The organism is Nocardia sp. BSTN01 (genome assembly GCF_015354405.1).
Taxonomy (GTDB): domain Bacteria; phylum Actinomycetota; class Actinomycetes; order Mycobacteriales; family Mycobacteriaceae; genus Nocardia.
The window spans coordinates 1-17,681 of record NZ_JADKYP010000004.1 but is presented as its reverse complement, the minus strand read 5'-3'; the positions used below and the strand labels follow the sequence as shown (position 1 = coordinate 17,681).

The window sequence follows — 17,681 nt, the reverse complement described above, 5'->3', positions numbered from 1 at the left end:
ACGAAAGTTGTTGCGCCGAGCCGATTTAGACCGTTGTCGCTGGACCCCTCCAAATTGCCGCGAACGTGTTCTCGCGGTATGTTGCCTGCGGTAAAAGTAAACCTCTAGTTGGTTCTCAACCCGTTGGACCCGAACGGCCAGACGCGGGCGGCGGCCGGAACCCGGGGCACGTGCGCGAGCGGAGGCGACGGAAGCGGCATGGGCACTGCACCGCGGCCATGGCAGAGGAGTCTGTCCAATCTGTCCGTGACTAGCAAGGTCGGCATCGTGCTACTGCTGCCGGTCGTGCTGGCATCGGCATTCGCCGTTCTTCGAATCAAGGACGAACTCGGCACCATCTCACAGCTGAACACGGCCAGTGAGCAGGCGCGGATCATTCGGCCGACCCTCGACTTCGGTTCGGCGGCCAACAATCTCGCCGTCACCCTCGGCAACGGGGAACACGTTCCGCAGTCGGCGCTGGACCAGGCCGCGGCCCGGTTCGACCAGGCCGCCGCGGATCTGCAGACGGCGCTGCAGAATTCGGCGGCCGACAAGCGCGTCGCCACCGAACTCACCGAGGCGCTGGCGGCCGGGCGCACCCTGCGCAACAGCCTGCACGGCGGTGCGGCGCAGGAGGTCGTCAAACAGGCGAGCGAGGTGAACGGCCACGTCAGCAACGCCGTCTCGTCGCTGGCGACGCCGAAGGAAACCACCCTCGAGCGCTATTACGTGCAGATGGGTGTCATCGCGATCGCCCGCCAGATGTTCACCCAGCAGCAGCTGGCGCTGGAGAGCGGCGAGATCGGCAACAACCCGGCCGTGCTGGCTCAGGTCCTGACGGCCACCGGCGCCGAGCTGACCATGATCAACCAGTACGCGGTCGTGCAGCCGGAATCGGCGCTGAAGCCGGATGTGCTGCTGGGCGCGTTACAGACGCGCATCGCGGCGATGAGCCAGAACGCGGTCGAGCCGATCAACGTGCCCGGCGTCGCGCAGTCGCTGCAGACCAGTACCGACACCTACAACGAGGCCACCAACCATCTGGTCGACCTGATCGACTCCGGACTGTCGGACCGCTCGGTCGACGCGCGCGGCACGGTCCTGCGCGATGTGGCGCTGGTGGTCGTGACGCTGCTGGCCGGTCTGGCCCTGGCGCTGGCGGTCGCCCGCTCGCTGGTCGTCCCGATTCGCCGCCTGCGCCGCGATTCGCTGCAGGTCGCGCACACCGACCTGCCTGCCGAACTCGCGGTCGTGCGCGGCGGTGGCGCGACCCCGGAGATCGTCCCGGTCGACGTGCAGACCACCGAGGAGATCGGCCAGCTGGCCCGAGCGGTCGACGACATGCACCGCCAGGCGTTGTTCCTCGCCGCCGAACAGGCCCGCCTGCGCCTGCAGATCAGCAATATGTTCGAAACGCTCTCGCGGCGCAGCCAATCACTGGTCGAACAGCAGCTGTCGCTGATCGAGGATCTGGAGCGCGACGAGGACGACTCCGATCGCCTGCAGAGCCTGTTCCGCCTCGACCACCTCGCCACCCGCATGCGCCGCAACGGCGATAACCTGCTGGTGCTCGCCGGCACCGCGCTGCGCCGCGGTCATCTGCCGCCGGTGCCACTGTCGGACATGTTGTGGAGCGCGGTCTCCCAGGTCGAGGATTATCAGCGCGTCGAAATCGGTTCGGTGCCCGACGGTATCGTCGCCGGTGAGCCCGCCGTCGACATCGAACACCTGCTGGCCGAGCTGATCGACAACTCGCTGCGCTACTCGCCGCCGAATACGCCGGTGGCGGTCTCGGTGTCGCGCGCGGTGGACGGCGGATATCTGATCGAGATCACCGACCGGGGACTCGGCATGTCCGCCGACGATATGCGCGCAATCAACGAGCGCCTGGCCTCCGGTGGTGAGGTCACCATCGAAACCGCCCGCCGCATGGGTCTTTTCGTGGTCGGCCGCCTGGCGGCACGGCACACCATCACGGTCAGCCTGCGCCGCACCTCCACGATGGCACAGCAGCCGGGTATCACGGCCAGTGTGCATCTACCGGGTGCGCTGGTCTCGCCCACCGAGGCCGTGGTCCCACCGCCCATCTCGACGTTCACCACGCCGGCCGCGGACTTTCCCTCCCCGGTCACCGAATTTCCCGCTCCCGGCCGCACACTCACCGCGGTGCCCAATCCACCGGAGCGATTCGGGGAGACCTCGGAGCCGGCCCGATTCACCAGCGCCGGACTGCCGCAACGCCGCCCGGCCGGCCCGTCGGATTCCGAATCCGGGGCCCCGGTGACCCGGCTCACCCCGCTGCCGGACGTCACCGAGAACGACAACCGCGCGCCGGAACCGCTCGACGACGGCGTGCTGCGCGGTGTCGAGACCGGACGCGAGAACGCCTTCCACGACGAGCGCGCCGAGGAGAACCACCGCGACGAGCGCGCCGAGGCCGAGGAGGCCGAAACCGCGAACCGCGGCGAGGATTTCGCCGCGGCCTCCGATCCGTGGAACCCGGTGACCGACCGCGATCTGGAACAGATCGTGCCGCCGCGCCGTCCCACCCCGGCCGATCCACGGCCGCAACCCGAGCCGCAGCCGATCGATTTCTGGGCCGAAACGGCGATCATGGCCCCGGTACAGCGCACCCCGGACCGCGAACCGGCGCCGCTGTCCCGCCACGGCGCGACTCTCGCGCCACCCCGGCCCGATGCCTATCAGCACGATGCCTCGCAGCAGGATGCTCAGGCGCCGGCCAAACCGGAATCCCCCACGCCGATCTATCAGCGCATGGTGTCCGAATGGCTGGTCGAACCGTCTTCGAACGCGCCGACCGGCGCCTGGCCGTCTCCCGCCGACGAGGGCTGGGCGGCGGCAGCGGACGCCAGTACCCCGACCGCGACCACCCGTACCACGGGTGGCCTGCCCATCCGCCGGCCCGGTGCGCAGCTGGTGCCCGGCGGAGTGACGCAGGACGACGCCGTCGAGGCCCGGGATCCGGAGGAAATCCGCAACAACTTGTCCAGACATTTGAGCGGCGTCCGCAGCGGACGCGTCAGCGTCCGAGACAACACGGCCCAGTACGACCCGGCCGATACGGCCGGGTACGACCAGGCCGGGCGGAACAACGCTCAGCAGAACGACGGAGGCTTTGCATGACCGACACTGCGCAGAACAGTACGGACGAGAATTTGAACTGGCTCGTCACCCGCTTCACCAGAGAGGTGCCTGGAGTCTCGCACGCGGTGCTCGTCTCGGCCGACGGCCTGCTCCAGGCGACCAGTCCGCACCTCCCGTCCGATCGGGCCGAACAGCTCTCCGCGGTGACCGCCGGTCTGGCGAGTCTGTCGGCGGGGGCGGCGCAATTGTTCAACGGCGGCAAGGTGATGCAGTCGATCGTCGACATGCAGCGCGGCTATCTGCTGGTGATGAGCGTCGGCAACGGCTCGCATCTGGCGGTACTGGCCAACAAGCAGCACGACATCGGCCGCATCGGGTACGAGATGGCCCTGCTCGTCGATCGAGTCGGATCGGTCGTGCAAGCCACGGCCCGTTCGGCGGTCTGACGATTGCGATGTCCAGCTCGTTCGGAGCCGGGTCCGGCCGGCCAACCACTCGCGTCCGTCCTTATGCGCTGACCGCTGGGCGCACCGAACCCGCGGTCGAACTGCCTCTCGAGGCGGTCGTGGAAACACTGCCCTACGCCAATCAATTCGATTGGCCCGCAGGCGATATTCGAACAGATATTCTGCGTCTGGGCGCGGGGCGGCTCTCGGTCGCCGAAATCGCCGCCCATCTGCAACGTCCCCTGGGCATGATCCGGGTGGTGATCGGCGACCTGGTGGTGGCCGGCACACTGCGGGTGCACACCACGCTCAGCGAGGACGCCACATTCGACGAGCGGCGATCCCTGATGGAGAGGACCCTGCGTGGACTCCGTGCCCTTTGACACCGCGGCACCGCCCCTGCCCACCGGGGCGCCCTCGACGGCCGAGCGGTATCCGCCCGCGCCGCAGCCCGATTCCGCGCAGATCGGACCGCTCGGACCCAATTCCCCGGGCACACACCCGCAACCGCCGCTTCCATACCAGAATCCCCCCATGCACTTTCAGAACTCGACGGCTCCGATGCCGCCCCACCCGGAGCTCGACAGCCGCACCGCCTCGACCAAAATCGTGGTCGCGGGCGGGTTCGGCGCCGGGAAGACCACCTTCGTCGGTGCAGTCTCGGAGATCGTGCCGCTGCGCACCGAGGCCATGGTGACCGGCGTATCCGACGGCATCGACGACTTGTCCGCCACCCCGGGCAAGGAAACCACCACGGTGGCCATGGATTTCGGCCGCATCATCCTGCCCGGCAATCTGACGCTGTACCTGTTCGGCACGCCCGGGCAGCGCCGGTTCTGGTTCATGTGGGACGACCTGATCCGCGGCGCGATCGGCGCCGTCGTGCTGGTCGACACGCGCCGGATCGAGGACAGCTTCGCCGCGGTCGACTTCTTCGAGGCGCGCGGGCTGCCGTTCCTGGTGGCGGTCAACAGGTTTCCGAGCGCACCGCGTTTCCCGGTCGCCGAACTGCGGGAGGCGCTGTCGATCCGCGAGGGCGTGCCGGTGGTCGATATCGACGCCCGGGACGCCGGGGAGGTTCGGCGGGCGCTCGCCGCGGTCACCGAATACGCGATTGCGCGGTTGACCGCCACCCACGCGACGGTGGGACAGAGCTGAGCGGTGCGAGCTGAGGGGAAGCGATGAACTACTTCACCATGGGGTACTGGGTGCTGGGCCTGGCACTCGGGGTTTCCGCGGCCGGCGCGGTCGTCGGACTGGCCTGTGTCCGCCAGTCGACGCTCTCGGTCACCGCGCGGTTCCGGATGGTGTGGCTCACCGCGGCGGCAGTGTCCATCGGCGGCGTCGGCACCTGGCTGGCGGTGTACGTCACCATGCTCGGCGTCGGGGTGTCGTCCGGTGAGATCCGCTACGACATCGCCCGGATGGTCGTGGCGACGGTCGTCGCGGTGGCGGGAGTCCTGGCCGGTCTGGTGATCACGGGCAAGGTGAGCACGCTGGTGCGGGTGATCAGCGGCGGCGTGGTGATGGGCCTGGGTATCGGGATCATGCACCTGCTCGCCATGGGCGCGATCCGAGTGCAGGGATCGGTCGATGTGAACATCTGGATGTCGCTGAGCGCGGGGGCGCTGGCCGTCGCGGCCTCGATCGGTGTGCTGTGGGCCACCACCCGTTTCCACGCGATGCTGCCACTGGCCGGAACGGCCGCGCTGTATGCGCTGGCGGTCACCGCGATCCACTACCTCGGCCAGGCCGGGGTGCACGTACATCTCGACACCGCGGTCGGCCAGCCCGACGGCGACGATCTGTTCACCCTCTTCGTACCGGTGTTCGTGATGGGGACGCTGTCGCTGGCGGTACCGATCACCGCGGTCCTGGTCGCTCCCGACCGCACCGGAACCACCCGCTCCCGGCAGTTGGCCCAGGCGGCGAATTCTGCTGCCGGACAGACCACTTCGCCGGCCGGCAAGGCGCGGCCGGCGAGTCGGACACCGCAGCCGGTGAGCTGAGCGGATTCGCGGCGGCCGGGCCGCGCACAGACGACGATCGGGGCGGGCCGCACGGCCCGCCCCGATCGCGTTGCGCTACTCCTGATTACGATTCGGCGGGCGCGTTGATCCGGTTGAAGTACTCGATCGCGACGAGCACGCCGGAGATGCCGCCGACGCCGACCAGACCGGCCGCGGCACCCAGCGGGGCGCCCAGGGCGGCACCGGTCAGGCAGCCGCCGATCCAGCCCGGAACGACCAGGAACGGGGTGCCGAGGACGGCACCGAGCGCACAACCGCCGGCCAGGCCGATCGCGGTGCCGACGAGGGTGCCGATGCTGGTGGCGATACCGAGCTCGTTGATCGCGCTCTGGTTGGCCGCGTCCAGATCCGAACGGCTGGCCACATCGTGCAGCATCGGCGCCGGGTGGGCGGCGGCGCGGTCGGTGCTCGGAACCAGGGTGGCCTGGTTACCGTCGATCTGCGCGGCGATCGGATACTCCAGACCGTCGTGCTGATAGCTCAGCGGAAATCCGGCTACTACCTGGCCCTGGTTGTCGCGGACCTGGAACTCGTTGCCTTCGGTCGTCAGCGATCCCGCGTCGGTCTTCACCACGACGGATTTGTCGACAACGTTTGCCGTGTAATGAATATCGGGGTTGGCGGCCGGAGCCGGAGCTGCGAATGCGGTGCCGGTGGAGATCCCAAGAGCAGCGATGACCAGAGCCGATGTTGCGGCGAACTTCCTGAGCTTCATTCCCTCATACACTTTCTTCAGCAGTTTGCGGCGCCGATACCCTGGCGCCTGAGCTCGAACTCGAAACCCTTAGACAGGCTGTCGTGCACCCATTACGAACACGTAACAAAGGCCGTTAATAAGCCGCCAAGAAGATGCCAGGAATGTTAAGAAGCTGAAAATTCGGACATTTTCCGGTCTGTGAGCACGGGTTGGCAAGTGTGCAGCCGTCCGCGCACCGCCGCCTCCGCCCCCCCGATACGGGACACCCGAGGGCTGACCGGCAGCCGCGGGGTAACCGCTGCGCCGGGCGTCACCCGCCCGATCTCGGCGCACACGGCAGGGGCGCCGCGAATTACAGTGTGGAGCAGGCATTTCAGCCCGCGGTGGGAGCGATGAGAGAGGTACCGGATGTGACTCCGGAGCAGGAAGCGATATTGCGCGATGTACAGGTGCAGCTGCGCGGTCCCGGTTTGGCGGGCTGGCCCCAGTTGGGCGACGACGACGGCACGGACGGCGGCGCCATATCGGAACGGACGGTCGTCGAGGCGCTGGGCGCCGCCCTGCGGCAGATCGCCGAGCTGCGGACCGAGATCGCCGACCTGGAGACGACCGTGCTGGAACTGACCCGCCAGGCGCCACCGGCGGCCGAACTGCCGTGGCCGCTGTCGCTGGTGGCCGCCCTGCTGGAGAACCCGGCGGCGGTGATCGGTGAGCAGATCGCGCGCTGGGAGTCATTGCTGGAGGCATTGCGGCCGAAGCCGGACGATGCGCCACAGCCCGGACAGCGAGCGTTGGAAGCGCCGCGCCTGTCGCACGATATGAGCGATCGGGCCTGAAAGTGGCGATGAGCGGGTTCTCCTGTTGCCAGGAGAACCCGCCCTCAGCCACGAGGGTACCGGGGCCGACTCGGGAAAGCAGCGTTTCCGCGGGACTTTTTCCGCCACCAAAAACCAACCAGCAGTTGGCGATTCACAGTCCAGCTACCGCCTCGCAAGCGCGGCAACACCGATACCCCTGCTGACTCCGATTTATTCGATAACCAATTGGTCGCTCGATTCAGGCAAACGCCACATAATTTCGGCGACCGAAACCCGTGTCCTACAGCCGAGTCGGGTCGATCAGGCCACGCCGGACGGCGGTGACCAATCGGCGCGGGATCTTGTGGACGACGCCCCCGACACTGACCGGCACCAGGTCGGGGGGAGTCGCCTTCCAGTTCGAACGCCGGCTGTGGGTGTTGGCGCGCGACAGTCGTCGCTTCGGCACCGCCATGTCAGTTCTCCCCTCGCACAGCACCGGGACGCGGTGTGCGCCTGCCGTATTTGCGTTCGAATTTCTCCACCCGGCCCTGGGTGTCGAGGACACGATGCGCCCCGGTCCAGAACGGATGAGAGTCCGCGGTGACGTCGACGGTGATCAGCGGATAGCTGTTGCCGTCGGACCATTCGACGGTGCGGGTGCTCGTCGCCGTCGATCGGGTGAGAAAGCGCTTGCCCGTGCTCACATCCTCGAAGACCACCGGGTGGTACTCCGGATGGATCCCTGATTTCATCGCCCTACCTTTCGTTCGGCCGGGATTCGACGCCGCGGCCGTTTGCGTTGTCGGATTCCGTTGTCTCGCAGGGGTCCTCGTGGAACTCACCGAACGGATCGGCCCAGTGCGCGACCAGATCCGGCGTGTTGCGCAGCAGGATCATCTCGGCCTCGTCGAGCAGCGCCCAGTGCAGCGCGGTGCGGATGTCGTCCGGATCCGCACCGCAGGTGAGGATCACCATCGAGATGTCGCGGTCACCGAAATCCTCGTCCCAGCGCAGCGCCGCCAGCGCCCGCCGATCGGGATCGACCGATTCGCGTTCCGCGGGAGTCATGGCCGCCAGCCAGGTTCCGGCGTCGCCGACCCGCACTCCGCCGCCGGCGGATTCCAGCCACACCACACGCTCGGGCTGGGTCGCCAGCCAGATCCGTCCGCGCGCGGTGACCACGCCGTCGAACAGCACATCCATCGCTTCGTGCAGGCGGGTCGGATGGAACGGGCGATCGGTGGCGAATTCGATCAACGCCACACCGTTCTCCTCCGCCAGCGGTGGCCGGCCGCGCAACAACGGTGCGTGCGCGTCGAAGATGCGGCCACGCCGGGAATCGGCGGGGATGCGGTCGAGCAGCATCTCGATGCGCACCGCGGCGATATCCCGCCCGTCGCCGACCCAGATCGACGGAGCCCGGGGCACCAGCCGATCCACGACCGACCGCAGCACGTCGCGCTCATCCTCGCCGACCTGGTCCGTACCGAAAACCACGAGCGCGTCGGCGAATTCGACCTGTCCGACGGCGAGCTGCGCCACCGTCCGGTCGTCGTCACCGGGGCCGCCCGCCCGTTCGTCGATCGTCTCGTCGCTCAGCGCGTCCGGCAGCCAGCTGCGGGCATCGAGCCCGGTCACCACCGCCTCGACGCGCACGTCGCGGGCGGCCGGCCCGTCGACGCGGCCCACCAGGTCCACTACGGGCACGGTGCCGATCGCATGACACACCGCTTCCGCCTCGAAGGCCGGATCGAGCGCGATCACGATGCGGTGCACCGAATCTCGTGCCGCCAGCCGGCACAGCAGCGGCAGCAGATCGGCGCGCAGCGTGCAGGAGACGCAACCGTGCGCGAGTTCGTGCACGCTCGCCGTCTCCCGGCCGTCGAGGCGCACCCGGCGGCGCACCACACCTTCGGGCAGTGAGCTCAGATCGTGTCGCACGACGACGGTGCCGGGCGCCGCGCCCAGCAGCCGCGCGAGGTGATCCATACCGTCCGCGACCGGCCCCGGGAAGCCCGCCAGCAGCACGACGGGCGTGCGGCGGTCGGGATGTGACAGCACCGGAACCCCTTTCGATAATGATTTTCATTTACTCCACGCCCACGGTACAGTCTGCGGCGACCGTTGTCGAAAATGATTTTCAGAAAGGAGCCACATGTCGGCCCACTGCCAGGTCACCGGTCGCAAGCCGGGCTTCGGTAAGTCCGTCTCGCACTCCCACGTCCGAACCAACCGGCGCTGGGACCCGAACATCCAGCGCAAGACCTACTTCCTGCCCAGCGAGGGCCGTCGCGTCACGCTGCGCGTCTCGGCCAAGGGCATCAAGACCATCGACCGCGACGGGATCGAAGCGGTCGTGGCTCGTATCCGGGCGCGTGGGGAGAGAGTGTGATGGCGCGCAGCAACGAGATTCGGCCCATCGTGAAACTGCGGTCGACGGCCGGTACCGGCTACACCTACGTCACCCGCAAGAACCGCCGCAACGACCCCGACCGCATGGTGCTGCGCAAATACGATCCGCTGCTGCGCCGGCACGTCGACTTCCGCGAGGAGCGGTGATGGCGAAGAAATCCAAGATCGCACGCGACGAGCAACGCCGCGCCGTCGTGGCCCGCTATGCCGAACGCCGGGCCGAGCTCAAAGAGTTGATCCGCGATCCGGCCACCGCCGACGATCGCCGGGCGGCAGCACAGCTCGCGCTGCAGCGACTGCCGCGCGACGCCAGTCCGGTACGATTGCGCAATCGGGACGCCACCGATGGCCGCCCCCGCGGTCATCTCCGCAAGTTCGGACTATCCCGGGTACGTGTGCGCGAGCTGGCCCACCGGGGGGAGCTGCCCGGTGTACACAAATCGAGTTGGTAGACCATCGCAGATCTCGTCGGAAGGAACCGGCAGGAGCGGTCGGGGCGCCCGCGCGACAGCGTAGGACCAGAGCTCACGCCGAGAAAGGATGGCCCACATGGCAGTCAAGCGAGCACCGTCGAAGCGGATCCGCGCCGAGCAGGCCCGGCGGCCCAAGAAGAATCCACTGATCGCGGCGGGCGTCGAAACCGTCGACTACAAGGATGTGAACCTGCTGCGCACGTTCATCTCCGACCGCGGCAAGATCCGCAGCCGCCGCGTCACCGGGCTCACCCCGCAGCAGCAGCGGCAGGTGGCGGTCGCGGTGAAGAACGCGCGCGAGATGGCGCTGCTTCCGTTCACCAGTAGGTAGCGAACGAACAACGAACGCCCCCGGTGCCGCGGCACCGGGGGCGTTCGGTCGTTTCCGGTCACGGAATGGTCAGCAGCTGCCCCTCGTTGATGACATCCGGGTTGTCGATGCCGCTGGCACCGGCGATCTCCAGATAGCGGTTGCCGTCGCCGTAGAACCGTTCCGCGATGGCCCACAGCGTGTCACCGGACTCCACGGTGTAGGTGCGGGGTTCCGGCGCCGGCGGCGGAGGCACCTGCTCGGCGGCGGGTGCGGCGACCGGCTCGTCGACCACGATCGGGTTGTCGGTATTGGTGCCCGACGCCCATAGCGAGGCGCCGTCCCGGCCGTACAGAACGAGGTTGCGGTCCGGTTGCACGATCAGATGATCGGCGGCCTGTCCGTTGGTCTCGGTGGCCCACACGGGTCCGCTGCCGGAGTACAGCACGAAGTTGCCGTCCTCCTGCAGAACGGCACGCTCGACGCCACGCTCGTGCGTCATGGTCGCCCACACCACGGTGCCGTCGGGCTCGGAAAGCACCAAGTTGCCGTCGTTTTGGAGAGTCAGCGTGTACGCGCCGCCCTGAAGGGCCTGACCCAGGCCCAGTTCCTCGCCTACCTGCAACGTGTCGCCCACGCGGTGGATCCTTTCGAGAAGAGGTCGTGTCGATCGGTGATTCGATGGCGCAGAGCCGCATTCGCTCATCGTTTGCGAACCATACTTGCCCCGCCGCGGATTTCGCAGCCGTTACGCGCCGACGTTCGCAGAATGTTCACTGGGACGTGCATCACAGCCGCCTCGCCCCCGCAGATAGGGTGACCCCCATGGACTCCATCCCCGGACGCCGCCGCATCACCACGGCGGCACTCGCGCTACTCGCACTACCGGCCCTGCTGGTCACCGCATGCGGGAACTCCGACGACGGTGGGGCACAAGGGAATACGACCACGGCGGCGGTCAGCACGCCCACCGAGCAGAACCCGCCGCAACCCGGCCGGATGTTCACCGCCAACTCGACGATCACCACTCCGCACCCGCTGCCGTTCGACAGCTGGAGCCGGGTGGCGCCCGACCGGATCGCGGTGAACTTCCAGATCGGCTCGCCGGAGTGCTACGGCGTGGACGCGACCACCACCGAAACCGACACCACCGTCACCGTCGCCCTGAAGGCCGGCACGCTGCCCGAGGCGGCCGGCCGGATGTGCACCATGATCGCCGTCTTCGGCACCCTGGAGATCCCGTTGAAGAAGCCGCTCGGTGATCGGAAGGTGTTGAGCGCGAACTGATTCGCCGGTCCGCCCGCGACCGGACCATAGAACGACATCGCCGCCCGCTGGAGCACCAGCGGGCGGCGACGTTCGTGAGGACCGATCAGTGCGCGAAGTGGCGCGCCCCGGTGAGATACATCGTGACCCCGGCCTCCCGGCAGGCGTCGATGGTCAGCTGGTCGCGCACCGAACCACCCGGCTGCACAATGGCTTTCACGCCCGCGGCGATCAGCTGCTGCGGACCGTCGGGGAACGGGAAGTAGGCGTCGGAAGCCGCCACCGAACCCTTGGCGCGGTCACCGGCGCGCAGCACCGCCAGATGTACGGCGTCGACGCGGTTGACCTGCCCCATGCCGACACCGACCGAGGCGCCGTCGTGGGCCAGCAGAATCGCATTCGATTTCACGGCGCGGCATGCGCGCCAGGCGAATTCGAGATCGGCGAGGGTTTCGGCATCGGCCGGCTCGCCGGTGGCGAGCGTCCAATTGGCGGGGTCGTCACCGTCGGCATCGACGATATCGGTCTGCTGCAGCAGCGCGCCGCCGCTGATCGGCCGCAGTTCGACGCCACCGCGCCGCGGTTCGTCGGCGATCAGGATGCGCACGTTCTTCTTGCGCTGCAACACCTCCACCGCGCCGTCGGCATAGGCGGGGGCCACGATGACCTCGGTGAAGATCTCGGCCACCTGTTCGGCCATCTCGACGGTGACCTCGCGGTTGGCCGCGATCACGCCGCCGAACGCGCTCACCGGATCACAGGCGTGCGCCTTGCGGTGCGCCTCGGCGATATCGGCGCCGACCGCGATGCCGCACGGATTGGCGTGCTTCACGATGGCCACCGCGGGTTCGGCGTGGTCCCACGCGGCCCGCCAGGCGGCATCGGCATCGGTGTAGTTGTTGTACGACATCTCCTTGCCGTGCACCTGCTTCGCCTGCGCCAGCCCGGCCGGGCCGGAGTCGTTGCGATACAGCGCGGCGGCCTGATGCGGATTCTCGCCGTAGCGCAGCACCGCGTCGCGAGTCCACACGCCGCCCATCCACGACGGGAACTGCGCGCCCGCAGCCGAATCCGCGGCGTCCTCGGCGGTCAGCACGTTGGTCATCCAGCTCGCGACCGCGACGTCGTAGCTCGCGGTGTGCTGGAAAGCCTTGGCGGCCAGCGTGGTTCGCTCGGCGAGAGTGAAACCGCCGCCGCGCACCGCGGCCAGCACGTCGTCGTAGTCACCGGTGTCGACCACGACCGCGACCGAGGGATGGTTCTTCGCCGCGGCGCGCACCATCGACGGGCCGCCGATATCGATCTGCTCGACGCACTCGTCGGGGGTGGCGCCACTGGCGACGGTCTGCGTGAACGGATACAGGTTCACCACCACCAGCTGGAATGCCTCGACGCCCAGCTCCACCAGCTGATCGAGGTGCTCCTGCTTGCGGGTGTCGGCGAGGATGCCGGCGTGCACGCGAGGGTGCAGCGTCTTCACCCGGCCGTCGAGGGTTTCCGGGAAACCGGTCAGGTCTTCGACCTTCGTCACCGGAATTCCGGCGTCGGCGATGCGGGCGGCGGTCGAACCGGTCGACACCAGCTCGACACCGGCGTCGTTCAGTCCGGTGGCCAGCTCGATGAGCCCGGTTTTGTCATAGACGCTCACCAACGCCCTGCGGATCGCCCTGCGTGCACCCGTGTCTTCGGGTCGTTCGCTGCGCTCACTCACCGGGGCCTCACTCATCTGGGATTACTGCCTTTCGTCCGTCGCAGACAATGCCTCGCGTGGCGACGGCGGCGACGGTGTCCGCCAGCAGCCGACGCTCCACAACTTTGATGCGCTCGTGCAAGCTCGCCTCGTCGTCACCGGGCAGCACCGCGACCGGCTCCTGAGCGAGGATCGGTCCGGTGTCGACACCCGCGTCGACCAGATGCACGGTGGAACCGGTCACCCGCACCCCGTAGGCCAGCGCGTCGCGCACCCCGTGCGCGCCCGGGAACGCCGGCAGCAGCGCGGGATGGGTGTTGATGATCCGGCCCTCGAATCGCTCCAGGAACTTCGGGCCGAACAGGCGCATGAATCCGGCCGACACCACCAGATCGGGTGCGTAGGCCGCGACCGCGTCGGTGAGCGCGATATCCCAGGCGGACCGATCGGGATGGTCGGCGGGGGCCACCCGGAAGTCGGGGATGCCGGCCCGCACCGCGTGCTCGGTCGCCGCGCAGGTCCGGTCCACGCCCACGGCCGCGATCCGCGCCGGAAAGCCCGGCCGCTCGGTGGCCGCGATCAGTGATTGCAGCAGCGATCCCGTGCCCGAGGCGAGTACGACGAGGGTCGCAGGCGCGGTCGGAGGGACCAGCTGGGCGGGCGGGGTGGTCAGCGCTCTACTCCCTGTGCGTCGGGGCTGCCGGAGGGCGGCGAACCCGAGGTCCGCCGGGTTAGAGCCTAACGACCGCCCCTGCCGGGGCTCTCCGGCAGGTCACCCTCTACCACTTCGGCGTCGACGATGTCGGAGTTTCCGGCGACGAATTCGGCGTCCGGATCGGCGTGCGCGGGCGCGAGGTCGTCGTCGAGCAGTTCGCCGTCGACCTCCACGACCTCGGTGGAGACGGTGCGGCGGTAGGCCGGTCGTGGATAGTCGTCCTCGACGGCGACATCGTCCTCGAATTCGTATTCGACGTAGCGCGGGTCGTCGTACAGCTGGTCGATGTAGCCGGGTTCGGCGCGGTCGTCGTAGTAGTCGTCGCGAGCGGTGGCGGGGTCGGGGTCGTAGCCGTGATCCGCGTCCTCGTCGTACTCGTCGTGCGAGTAGTCGGTGGGAAGGTACCGGCCGCGCCGCCCGCCGAGATCCACCTCGACCACAGCGGGCGGGATTCCGAGAAACCTTCGCCCACACAGCAATCCGAGATATCCGGCAACGGTCAGCCAGGCGAAGGTGAGCCCCGCGGCGACCAGCACGCCCGGTCCGATCTCCCCGAACGATCCGACCGTGCCGCCGGCGAGCAGGCCCAGCAGCAACAGCGCGAGAGCGGCGAGCGCCGCCGAGAACACCGTCGCCCACGGGCTGCGCACCTCGTCGGCGGACTCACGCGCGCAGTCCAGGCCACCACGCACGCCGACGGCCGCCGGCACCAGCAGCAACACCGGCCACCAGCCCGCCGCGGGTCCGCTCGGCACCGCCGCGAGCACCGGCAGCGCGGGCACCGGCGCACCGGCAACCGAGAAGACGCTCAGCGCCCCGGCGCCGATGTGCACGTCCGCGCCGATCAGCACGCTGGTCGCCGCGATGACGACATTCGGCAGATAAGCCAGCGACAGCACGGTCAGTCCGACGAAGCCCGCGATATTGCCCGCGCCCGCGTAGGTGTCACCGATCACCGACCAGTGCAGCACGAACGACACCAGCGTGAGAATCGCCCCGCCGAGCAGCAGCCGCCACAGCGCCCGCGCCGCCGCCCGCGCCCCGGCGAAAACCCAGTCCGGCAGCGAGGAGGCGATCCGGTCGCGCAGCGCATTGGGCCGGGTGGCGATGCCGGTGACCGCCGCGAGCAGGTGCAGACCCCCCACACAGCAGAAGGCGGTGAGCGTATCGGGCGACTGCAGCGGCACCGCCGTCGCGGCGTCCTCGGCCACCGCCAGGCAGACGGCGGTGACCAGCAGCGGGCCGGCGAGCGCGGCGCCGACGATCCAGCCCAGATCGGCCCGCGAGGAGCGCGGCGAGACGGCATGCGCACAGTCGCGCAGGGTCAGCCACAACACGCCCGCGGTCGGCAGCAGCGGCAGCAGCCCGAGCGAAGTCCTGCCGACCACGACCGGCACCTGATGCACGGCCAGCCAGCCGGCCGCGATCGCGCCGGACGCGCCGGTCATACCGCTGCCCGCGGCCGTCAGCGTGATCAGCACGATCGCCACGATGGCGACCACGGTGAAACTCGACGCCCGAGCCGCGATGACGAGCAGCACCTTGGCCCGCTCGGGACTCAGCGAGAGGAATACCGGATCCTCGGGTCCGCCGGCGTCCGGGTCGCCGTGACCGCTCCGCCGCCGGGGCGCATCCGCGTTCGGGCGAGCCTGCGCCGGTCTCGTGCCGGCCCGCTGTTCGCGAAGGTCGGCCCATCGGACCAGTGCGGACTTCATAGAACTACCTCGCGGGATCCTGGTTGACTCGTCCGGTTGACTCGCCGAAGCACGACACGACCACCGACATGACAGGGTCTCAGCTGGAAACGGATCGGCGAGTCAGGCGCGCCGTGAAAAGCGCCTGACTCGCCGATCGTCGCGTCGAGCGGATCTACTTCTGGTCGTCCTCGGGACGGAAGGCCTTGGTGGCATCGGCGGCCGGGTTGCCGGTCTGCTCGCCACCGAACGGCTGCGCGCCGGGCTGGCCGGGCTGCCCCTGCTGGCCCTGCTGACCGAAGTTCAGCGAACCGTACTGCTGACCGGACTGGCCGGGCTGCTGGCCCGCGGCGCCGAAGTGCTGGGTCGCGGCCTCGTCACCACCGGTCTGGGGGCGCTGACCGTAGGGCGACTGCGCACCCTGCGCGCCGTAACCCTGCTGCGCCTGCTGACCCTGCTGGCCGTAGGGCTGCTGTCCGTACGCGGACGGCTGCTGACCGTACTGGCCCTGGCCGTACTGCTGACCGTACTGGCCGTAGGCGGCCTGCTGCTGACCCTGCTGCTGGGCCTGCCCCTGCGCCTGGCCGTACTGCTGGCCGTACTGGCCGTAGGCGCCCTGCTGACCGGCCTGGGCCTGACCGTAGGACTGCTGCTGACCCGGCTGGCTCTGGCCGTAGGACTGCTGGCCGTAGGCGCTCGCACCGCCGGCACCCGGGGCGGCGGCCGCCGCGGGCTTCGCCTCGGGCGCGGAGAGGATCCCGCTCTCGAACAGCAGCGCGACCACGGCCGCGGCGAGCTGCACCAGCGCCAGGAAGACCAGGACCCAGGCGGTTCCCGCGGTCTTGTACAGCGTCGGCGTCACGAACGCCTGGAACAGGACACCGAGGAAGCCGGCCGCCGAAGCCGCCGCGACCACAGCGTTCTTGGCCTCCTGCTTGGGCAGCAGGGCGATACCGGCCACCAGACCCGCGAACAGCAGGAGCAGCAGCGGCGCCGTGCCGCCTTCCTGGAACAGGCTCATGCCCTTGTCGGGCTCCTTGGAGCTGTTCATCGCGCCCTCGTCGAAGGTCGAGAAATCGAGGAAGCCCAGGAAGAAGTTGATCACGCCCAGCGCGGCGATTCCAACGGTCAGGTAGAACGTCAGCCCCTTGGCGCTCAACGCCGAAAGCCCCGAACCGCCGCCGGTACTACCTGTCGGCTGCTGGCCGAAGCTGGGCGCGGACGAGGGTGTGGGCGAGGGCGTCTGATTGGGCGCGTTGTACCCGGATCCCCCGGTCGGGTAGGACATGTGGTCGTCTCCTATCGAGTCCTTCATCGGCTTTCAGGCTGAATGCCCTTGACGCTACTGCACTCGAGCGCACCGGTCACGGCCACGACGCCACTGGCGGCAAGCTCGAGAATTCACTATGAACCGCATACCCGGATCGATCGTGTTGTCACCGAAGACGATCGGAGGTAGCGGATGGACGTTTCGGAAATGTTCTGCACGGTGGTGCGGGCGCTGGGCCTGTGCCACCTGTTCCCGGCACCCTGAACGACGGTTGTCTCCTGCCCGTGACAATCGCTGCCGACCCTGCCCACAGCAGCGAGCTGCTCCTGCCCAGCAGCACGTCGTTCACCTGCCGAGTGAAAAACGAAGGCCGCCTTGCCGTTACGACAAGGCGGCCTTCGCGCTGTGTCCCGCTGCCGCACGGCAGCGAACCATCACGCGGTGATCGAAGCCTTCTCCAGGATCTCGCGCGCCAGGGCGGCGGTCTCGGACGGGGTCTTGCCGACCTTCACGCCCGCGGCCTCGAGGGCCTCCTTCTTCGCGGCGGCGGTGCCCGAGGAGCCGGAGACGATGGCGCCGGCGTGGCCCATGGTCTTGCCCTCGGGAGCGGTGAAGCCCGCGACGTAGCCGACGACCGGCTTGGTGACGTTGGCCTTGATGTAGGCCGCCGCCCGCTCCTCGGCGTCGCCGCCGATCTCGCCGATCATGACGATGAGCTTGGTCTCCGGGTCCTTCTCGAACGCCTCGATGGCGTCGATGTGGGTGGTGCCGATGACCGGGTCGCCACCGAT

20 protein-coding genes and 1 pseudogene are annotated in these 17,681 nt (G+C 68.7%); 11 read left to right on the top strand and 10 right to left on the bottom strand.

Features of this window, described 5'->3' with window-relative positions:
- Window positions 1-246 precede the first annotated feature (246 nt).
- The 5 genes from IRT45_RS05190 to IRT45_RS05170 all read left to right on the top strand — a co-directional run bounded on the left by IRT45_RS05190 (window position 247) and on the right by IRT45_RS05170 (window position 5,542).
- Window positions 247-3,126: an ATP-binding protein gene (locus IRT45_RS05190; protein WP_309240805.1), complete on the top strand. Its 2,880-nt coding sequence runs from the start codon at window positions 247-249 to the stop codon at window positions 3,124-3,126.
- Window positions 3,123-3,533, top strand: a complete 411-nt coding sequence (locus tag IRT45_RS05185; protein WP_030515097.1) for a roadblock/LC7 domain-containing protein — start codon at window positions 3,123-3,125, stop codon at window positions 3,531-3,533. The genes IRT45_RS05190 and IRT45_RS05185 overlap by 4 nt, the downstream gene beginning before the upstream one ends.
- Before the next feature lie 8 nt (window positions 3,534-3,541).
- On the top strand, window positions 3,542-3,916 hold the full coding sequence (locus IRT45_RS05180) for a DUF742 domain-containing protein (RefSeq protein WP_051025076.1): 375 nt from the start codon (window positions 3,542-3,544) through the stop codon (window positions 3,914-3,916).
- Window positions 3,917-4,067: 151 nt separating this feature from the next.
- Window positions 4,068-4,691 carry an ATP/GTP-binding protein gene (locus IRT45_RS05175; protein WP_228533681.1) on the top strand — a complete coding sequence of 208 codons (624 nt, stop codon included), beginning with the start codon at window positions 4,068-4,070 and terminating at the stop codon, window positions 4,689-4,691.
- Between the two features lie 23 nt (window positions 4,692-4,714).
- Window positions 4,715-5,542 carry an MHYT domain-containing protein gene (locus IRT45_RS05170; protein ID WP_194804730.1) on the top strand — a complete coding sequence of 276 codons (828 nt, stop codon included), beginning with the start codon at window positions 4,715-4,717 and terminating at the stop codon, window positions 5,540-5,542.
- 85 nt (window positions 5,543-5,627) lie between these two features.
- Here IRT45_RS05170 and IRT45_RS05165 read toward each other — a convergent pair whose 3' ends face one another.
- On the bottom strand, window positions 5,628-6,278 hold the full coding sequence (locus tag IRT45_RS05165) for a hypothetical protein (protein WP_194804729.1): 651 nt from the start codon (window positions 6,276-6,278) through the stop codon (window positions 5,628-5,630).
- Between the two features lie 374 nt (window positions 6,279-6,652).
- Here IRT45_RS05165 and IRT45_RS05160 point away from each other — a divergent pair, with 374 nt between their 5' ends.
- Window positions 6,653-7,096, top strand: a complete 444-nt coding sequence (locus tag IRT45_RS05160) for a hypothetical protein (protein WP_194804727.1) — start codon at window positions 6,653-6,655, stop codon at window positions 7,094-7,096.
- Between the two features lie 262 nt (window positions 7,097-7,358).
- Here IRT45_RS05160 and rpmF read toward each other — a convergent pair whose 3' ends face one another.
- The 3 genes from rpmF to mrf are packed head-to-tail and all read right to left on the bottom strand — an operon-like array spanning window position 7,359 to window position 9,121.
- Complete coding sequence (gene rpmF / locus IRT45_RS05155) at window positions 7,359-7,532, bottom strand: 50S ribosomal protein L32 (protein WP_063006645.1); 174 nt, start codon at window positions 7,530-7,532, stop codon at window positions 7,359-7,361.
- Between the two features lies 1 nt (window position 7,533).
- On the bottom strand, window positions 7,534-7,812 hold the full coding sequence (locus IRT45_RS05150) for a type B 50S ribosomal protein L31 (protein WP_194804726.1): 279 nt from the start codon (window positions 7,810-7,812) through the stop codon (window positions 7,534-7,536).
- Window positions 7,813-7,816: 4 nt separating this feature from the next.
- Window positions 7,817-9,121 carry a ribosome hibernation factor-recruiting GTPase MRF gene (gene mrf, locus IRT45_RS05145; protein WP_375540059.1) on the bottom strand — a complete coding sequence of 435 codons (1,305 nt, stop codon included), beginning with the start codon at window positions 9,119-9,121 and terminating at the stop codon, window positions 7,817-7,819.
- A gap of 94 nt (window positions 9,122-9,215) precedes the next feature.
- Here mrf and rpmB point away from each other — a divergent pair, with 94 nt between their 5' ends.
- From rpmB to rpsR, 4 genes are all read left to right on the top strand, one after another.
- The gene (gene rpmB / locus IRT45_RS05140; protein WP_194804725.1) at window positions 9,216-9,452 is read left to right on the top strand and encodes a 50S ribosomal protein L28; all 237 of its coding nucleotides are present in this window, start codon (window positions 9,216-9,218) and stop codon (window positions 9,450-9,452) included.
- Window positions 9,452-9,619 carry a 50S ribosomal protein L33 gene (gene rpmG / locus IRT45_RS05135; RefSeq protein ID WP_036505471.1) on the top strand — a complete coding sequence of 56 codons (168 nt, stop codon included), beginning with the start codon at window positions 9,452-9,454 and terminating at the stop codon, window positions 9,617-9,619. Before rpmB ends, rpmG begins: the two co-directional genes overlap by 1 nt.
- The gene (gene rpsN / locus IRT45_RS05130; RefSeq protein WP_036505472.1) at window positions 9,619-9,924 is read left to right on the top strand and encodes a 30S ribosomal protein S14; all 306 of its coding nucleotides are present in this window, start codon (window positions 9,619-9,621) and stop codon (window positions 9,922-9,924) included. The genes rpmG and rpsN overlap by 1 nt, the downstream gene beginning before the upstream one ends.
- A gap of 97 nt (window positions 9,925-10,021) precedes the next feature.
- Complete coding sequence (gene rpsR, locus IRT45_RS05125) at window positions 10,022-10,276, top strand: 30S ribosomal protein S18 (RefSeq protein ID WP_040722001.1); 255 nt, start codon at window positions 10,022-10,024, stop codon at window positions 10,274-10,276.
- A 58-nt stretch (window positions 10,277-10,334) separates the two neighbouring features.
- Here rpsR and IRT45_RS05120 read toward each other — a convergent pair whose 3' ends face one another.
- Window positions 10,335-10,892 carry a LysM peptidoglycan-binding domain-containing protein gene (locus tag IRT45_RS05120; RefSeq protein WP_194804724.1) on the bottom strand — a complete coding sequence of 186 codons (558 nt, stop codon included), beginning with the start codon at window positions 10,890-10,892 and terminating at the stop codon, window positions 10,335-10,337.
- Between the two features lie 188 nt (window positions 10,893-11,080).
- Between IRT45_RS05120 and IRT45_RS05115 the strand changes: the two genes are divergently transcribed.
- On the top strand, window positions 11,081-11,542 hold the full coding sequence (locus IRT45_RS05115; protein WP_194804723.1) for a hypothetical protein: 462 nt from the start codon (window positions 11,081-11,083) through the stop codon (window positions 11,540-11,542).
- 85 nt (window positions 11,543-11,627) lie between these two features.
- On the opposite strand, the gene purH is transcribed toward IRT45_RS05115, so the two are convergent.
- The 5 genes and pseudogenes from purH to IRT45_RS05090 all read right to left on the bottom strand — a co-directional run.
- Window positions 11,628-13,247 carry a bifunctional phosphoribosylaminoimidazolecarboxamide formyltransferase/IMP cyclohydrolase gene (purH, locus tag IRT45_RS05110; RefSeq protein WP_194804722.1) on the bottom strand — a complete coding sequence of 540 codons (1,620 nt, stop codon included), beginning with the start codon at window positions 13,245-13,247 and terminating at the stop codon, window positions 11,628-11,630.
- Window positions 13,240-13,884 carry a phosphoribosylglycinamide formyltransferase gene (gene purN / locus IRT45_RS05105; protein WP_194804926.1) on the bottom strand — a complete coding sequence of 215 codons (645 nt, stop codon included), beginning with the start codon at window positions 13,882-13,884 and terminating at the stop codon, window positions 13,240-13,242. The genes purH and purN overlap by 8 nt, the downstream gene beginning before the upstream one ends.
- 65 nt (window positions 13,885-13,949) lie before the next feature.
- Window positions 13,950-15,641, bottom strand: a complete 1,692-nt coding sequence (locus IRT45_RS05100; RefSeq protein WP_194804721.1) for a DUF6350 family protein — start codon at window positions 15,639-15,641, stop codon at window positions 13,950-13,952.
- A gap of 154 nt (window positions 15,642-15,795) precedes the next feature.
- Window positions 15,796-16,908, bottom strand: a complete 1,113-nt coding sequence (locus IRT45_RS05095) for a DUF5336 domain-containing protein (protein WP_194804720.1) — start codon at window positions 16,906-16,908, stop codon at window positions 15,796-15,798.
- Window positions 16,909-17,324: 416 nt separating this feature from the next.
- Window positions 17,325-17,681, bottom strand: a pseudogene (locus IRT45_RS05090) (succinate--CoA ligase subunit alpha); the annotation flags it as partial.

Excerpts from the sequence above, each read along its gene's own strand:
- IRT45_RS05185 (WP_030515097.1), top strand. The coding sequence starts at position 3,123 with ATGACCGACACTGCGCAGAACAGTACGGACGAGAATTTGAACTGGCTC.
- purH (WP_194804722.1), bottom strand. The coding sequence starts at position 13,247 with ATGAGTGAGGCCCCGGTGAGTGAGCGCAGCGAACGACCCGAAGACACG.
- IRT45_RS05180 (WP_051025076.1), top strand. The coding sequence starts at position 3,542 with ATGTCCAGCTCGTTCGGAGCCGGGTCCGGCCGGCCAACCACTCGCGTC.
- IRT45_RS05095 (WP_194804720.1), bottom strand. The coding sequence starts at position 16,908 with ATGTCCTACCCGACCGGGGGATCCGGGTACAACGCGCCCAATCAGACG.
- IRT45_RS05170 (WP_194804730.1), top strand. The coding sequence starts at position 4,715 with ATGAACTACTTCACCATGGGGTACTGGGTGCTGGGCCTGGCACTCGGG.
- rpmB (WP_194804725.1), top strand. The coding sequence starts at position 9,216 with ATGTCGGCCCACTGCCAGGTCACCGGTCGCAAGCCGGGCTTCGGTAAG.
- rpmG (WP_036505471.1), top strand. The coding sequence starts at position 9,452 with ATGGCGCGCAGCAACGAGATTCGGCCCATCGTGAAACTGCGGTCGACG.
- rpsN (WP_036505472.1), top strand. The coding sequence starts at position 9,619 with ATGGCGAAGAAATCCAAGATCGCACGCGACGAGCAACGCCGCGCCGTC.
- IRT45_RS05165 (WP_194804729.1), bottom strand. The coding sequence starts at position 6,278 with ATGAAGCTCAGGAAGTTCGCCGCAACATCGGCTCTGGTCATCGCTGCT.
- rpsR (WP_040722001.1), top strand. The coding sequence starts at position 10,022 with ATGGCAGTCAAGCGAGCACCGTCGAAGCGGATCCGCGCCGAGCAGGCC.
- IRT45_RS05160 (WP_194804727.1), top strand. The coding sequence starts at position 6,653 with ATGAGAGAGGTACCGGATGTGACTCCGGAGCAGGAAGCGATATTGCGC.
- IRT45_RS05175 (WP_228533681.1), top strand. The coding sequence starts at position 4,068 with ATGCACTTTCAGAACTCGACGGCTCCGATGCCGCCCCACCCGGAGCTC.
- IRT45_RS05100 (WP_194804721.1), bottom strand. The coding sequence starts at position 15,641 with ATGAAGTCCGCACTGGTCCGATGGGCCGACCTTCGCGAACAGCGGGCC.
- IRT45_RS05115 (WP_194804723.1), top strand. The coding sequence starts at position 11,081 with ATGGACTCCATCCCCGGACGCCGCCGCATCACCACGGCGGCACTCGCG.
- rpmF (WP_063006645.1), bottom strand. The coding sequence starts at position 7,532 with ATGGCGGTGCCGAAGCGACGACTGTCGCGCGCCAACACCCACAGCCGG.
- IRT45_RS05150 (WP_194804726.1), bottom strand. The coding sequence starts at position 7,812 with ATGAAATCAGGGATCCATCCGGAGTACCACCCGGTGGTCTTCGAGGAT.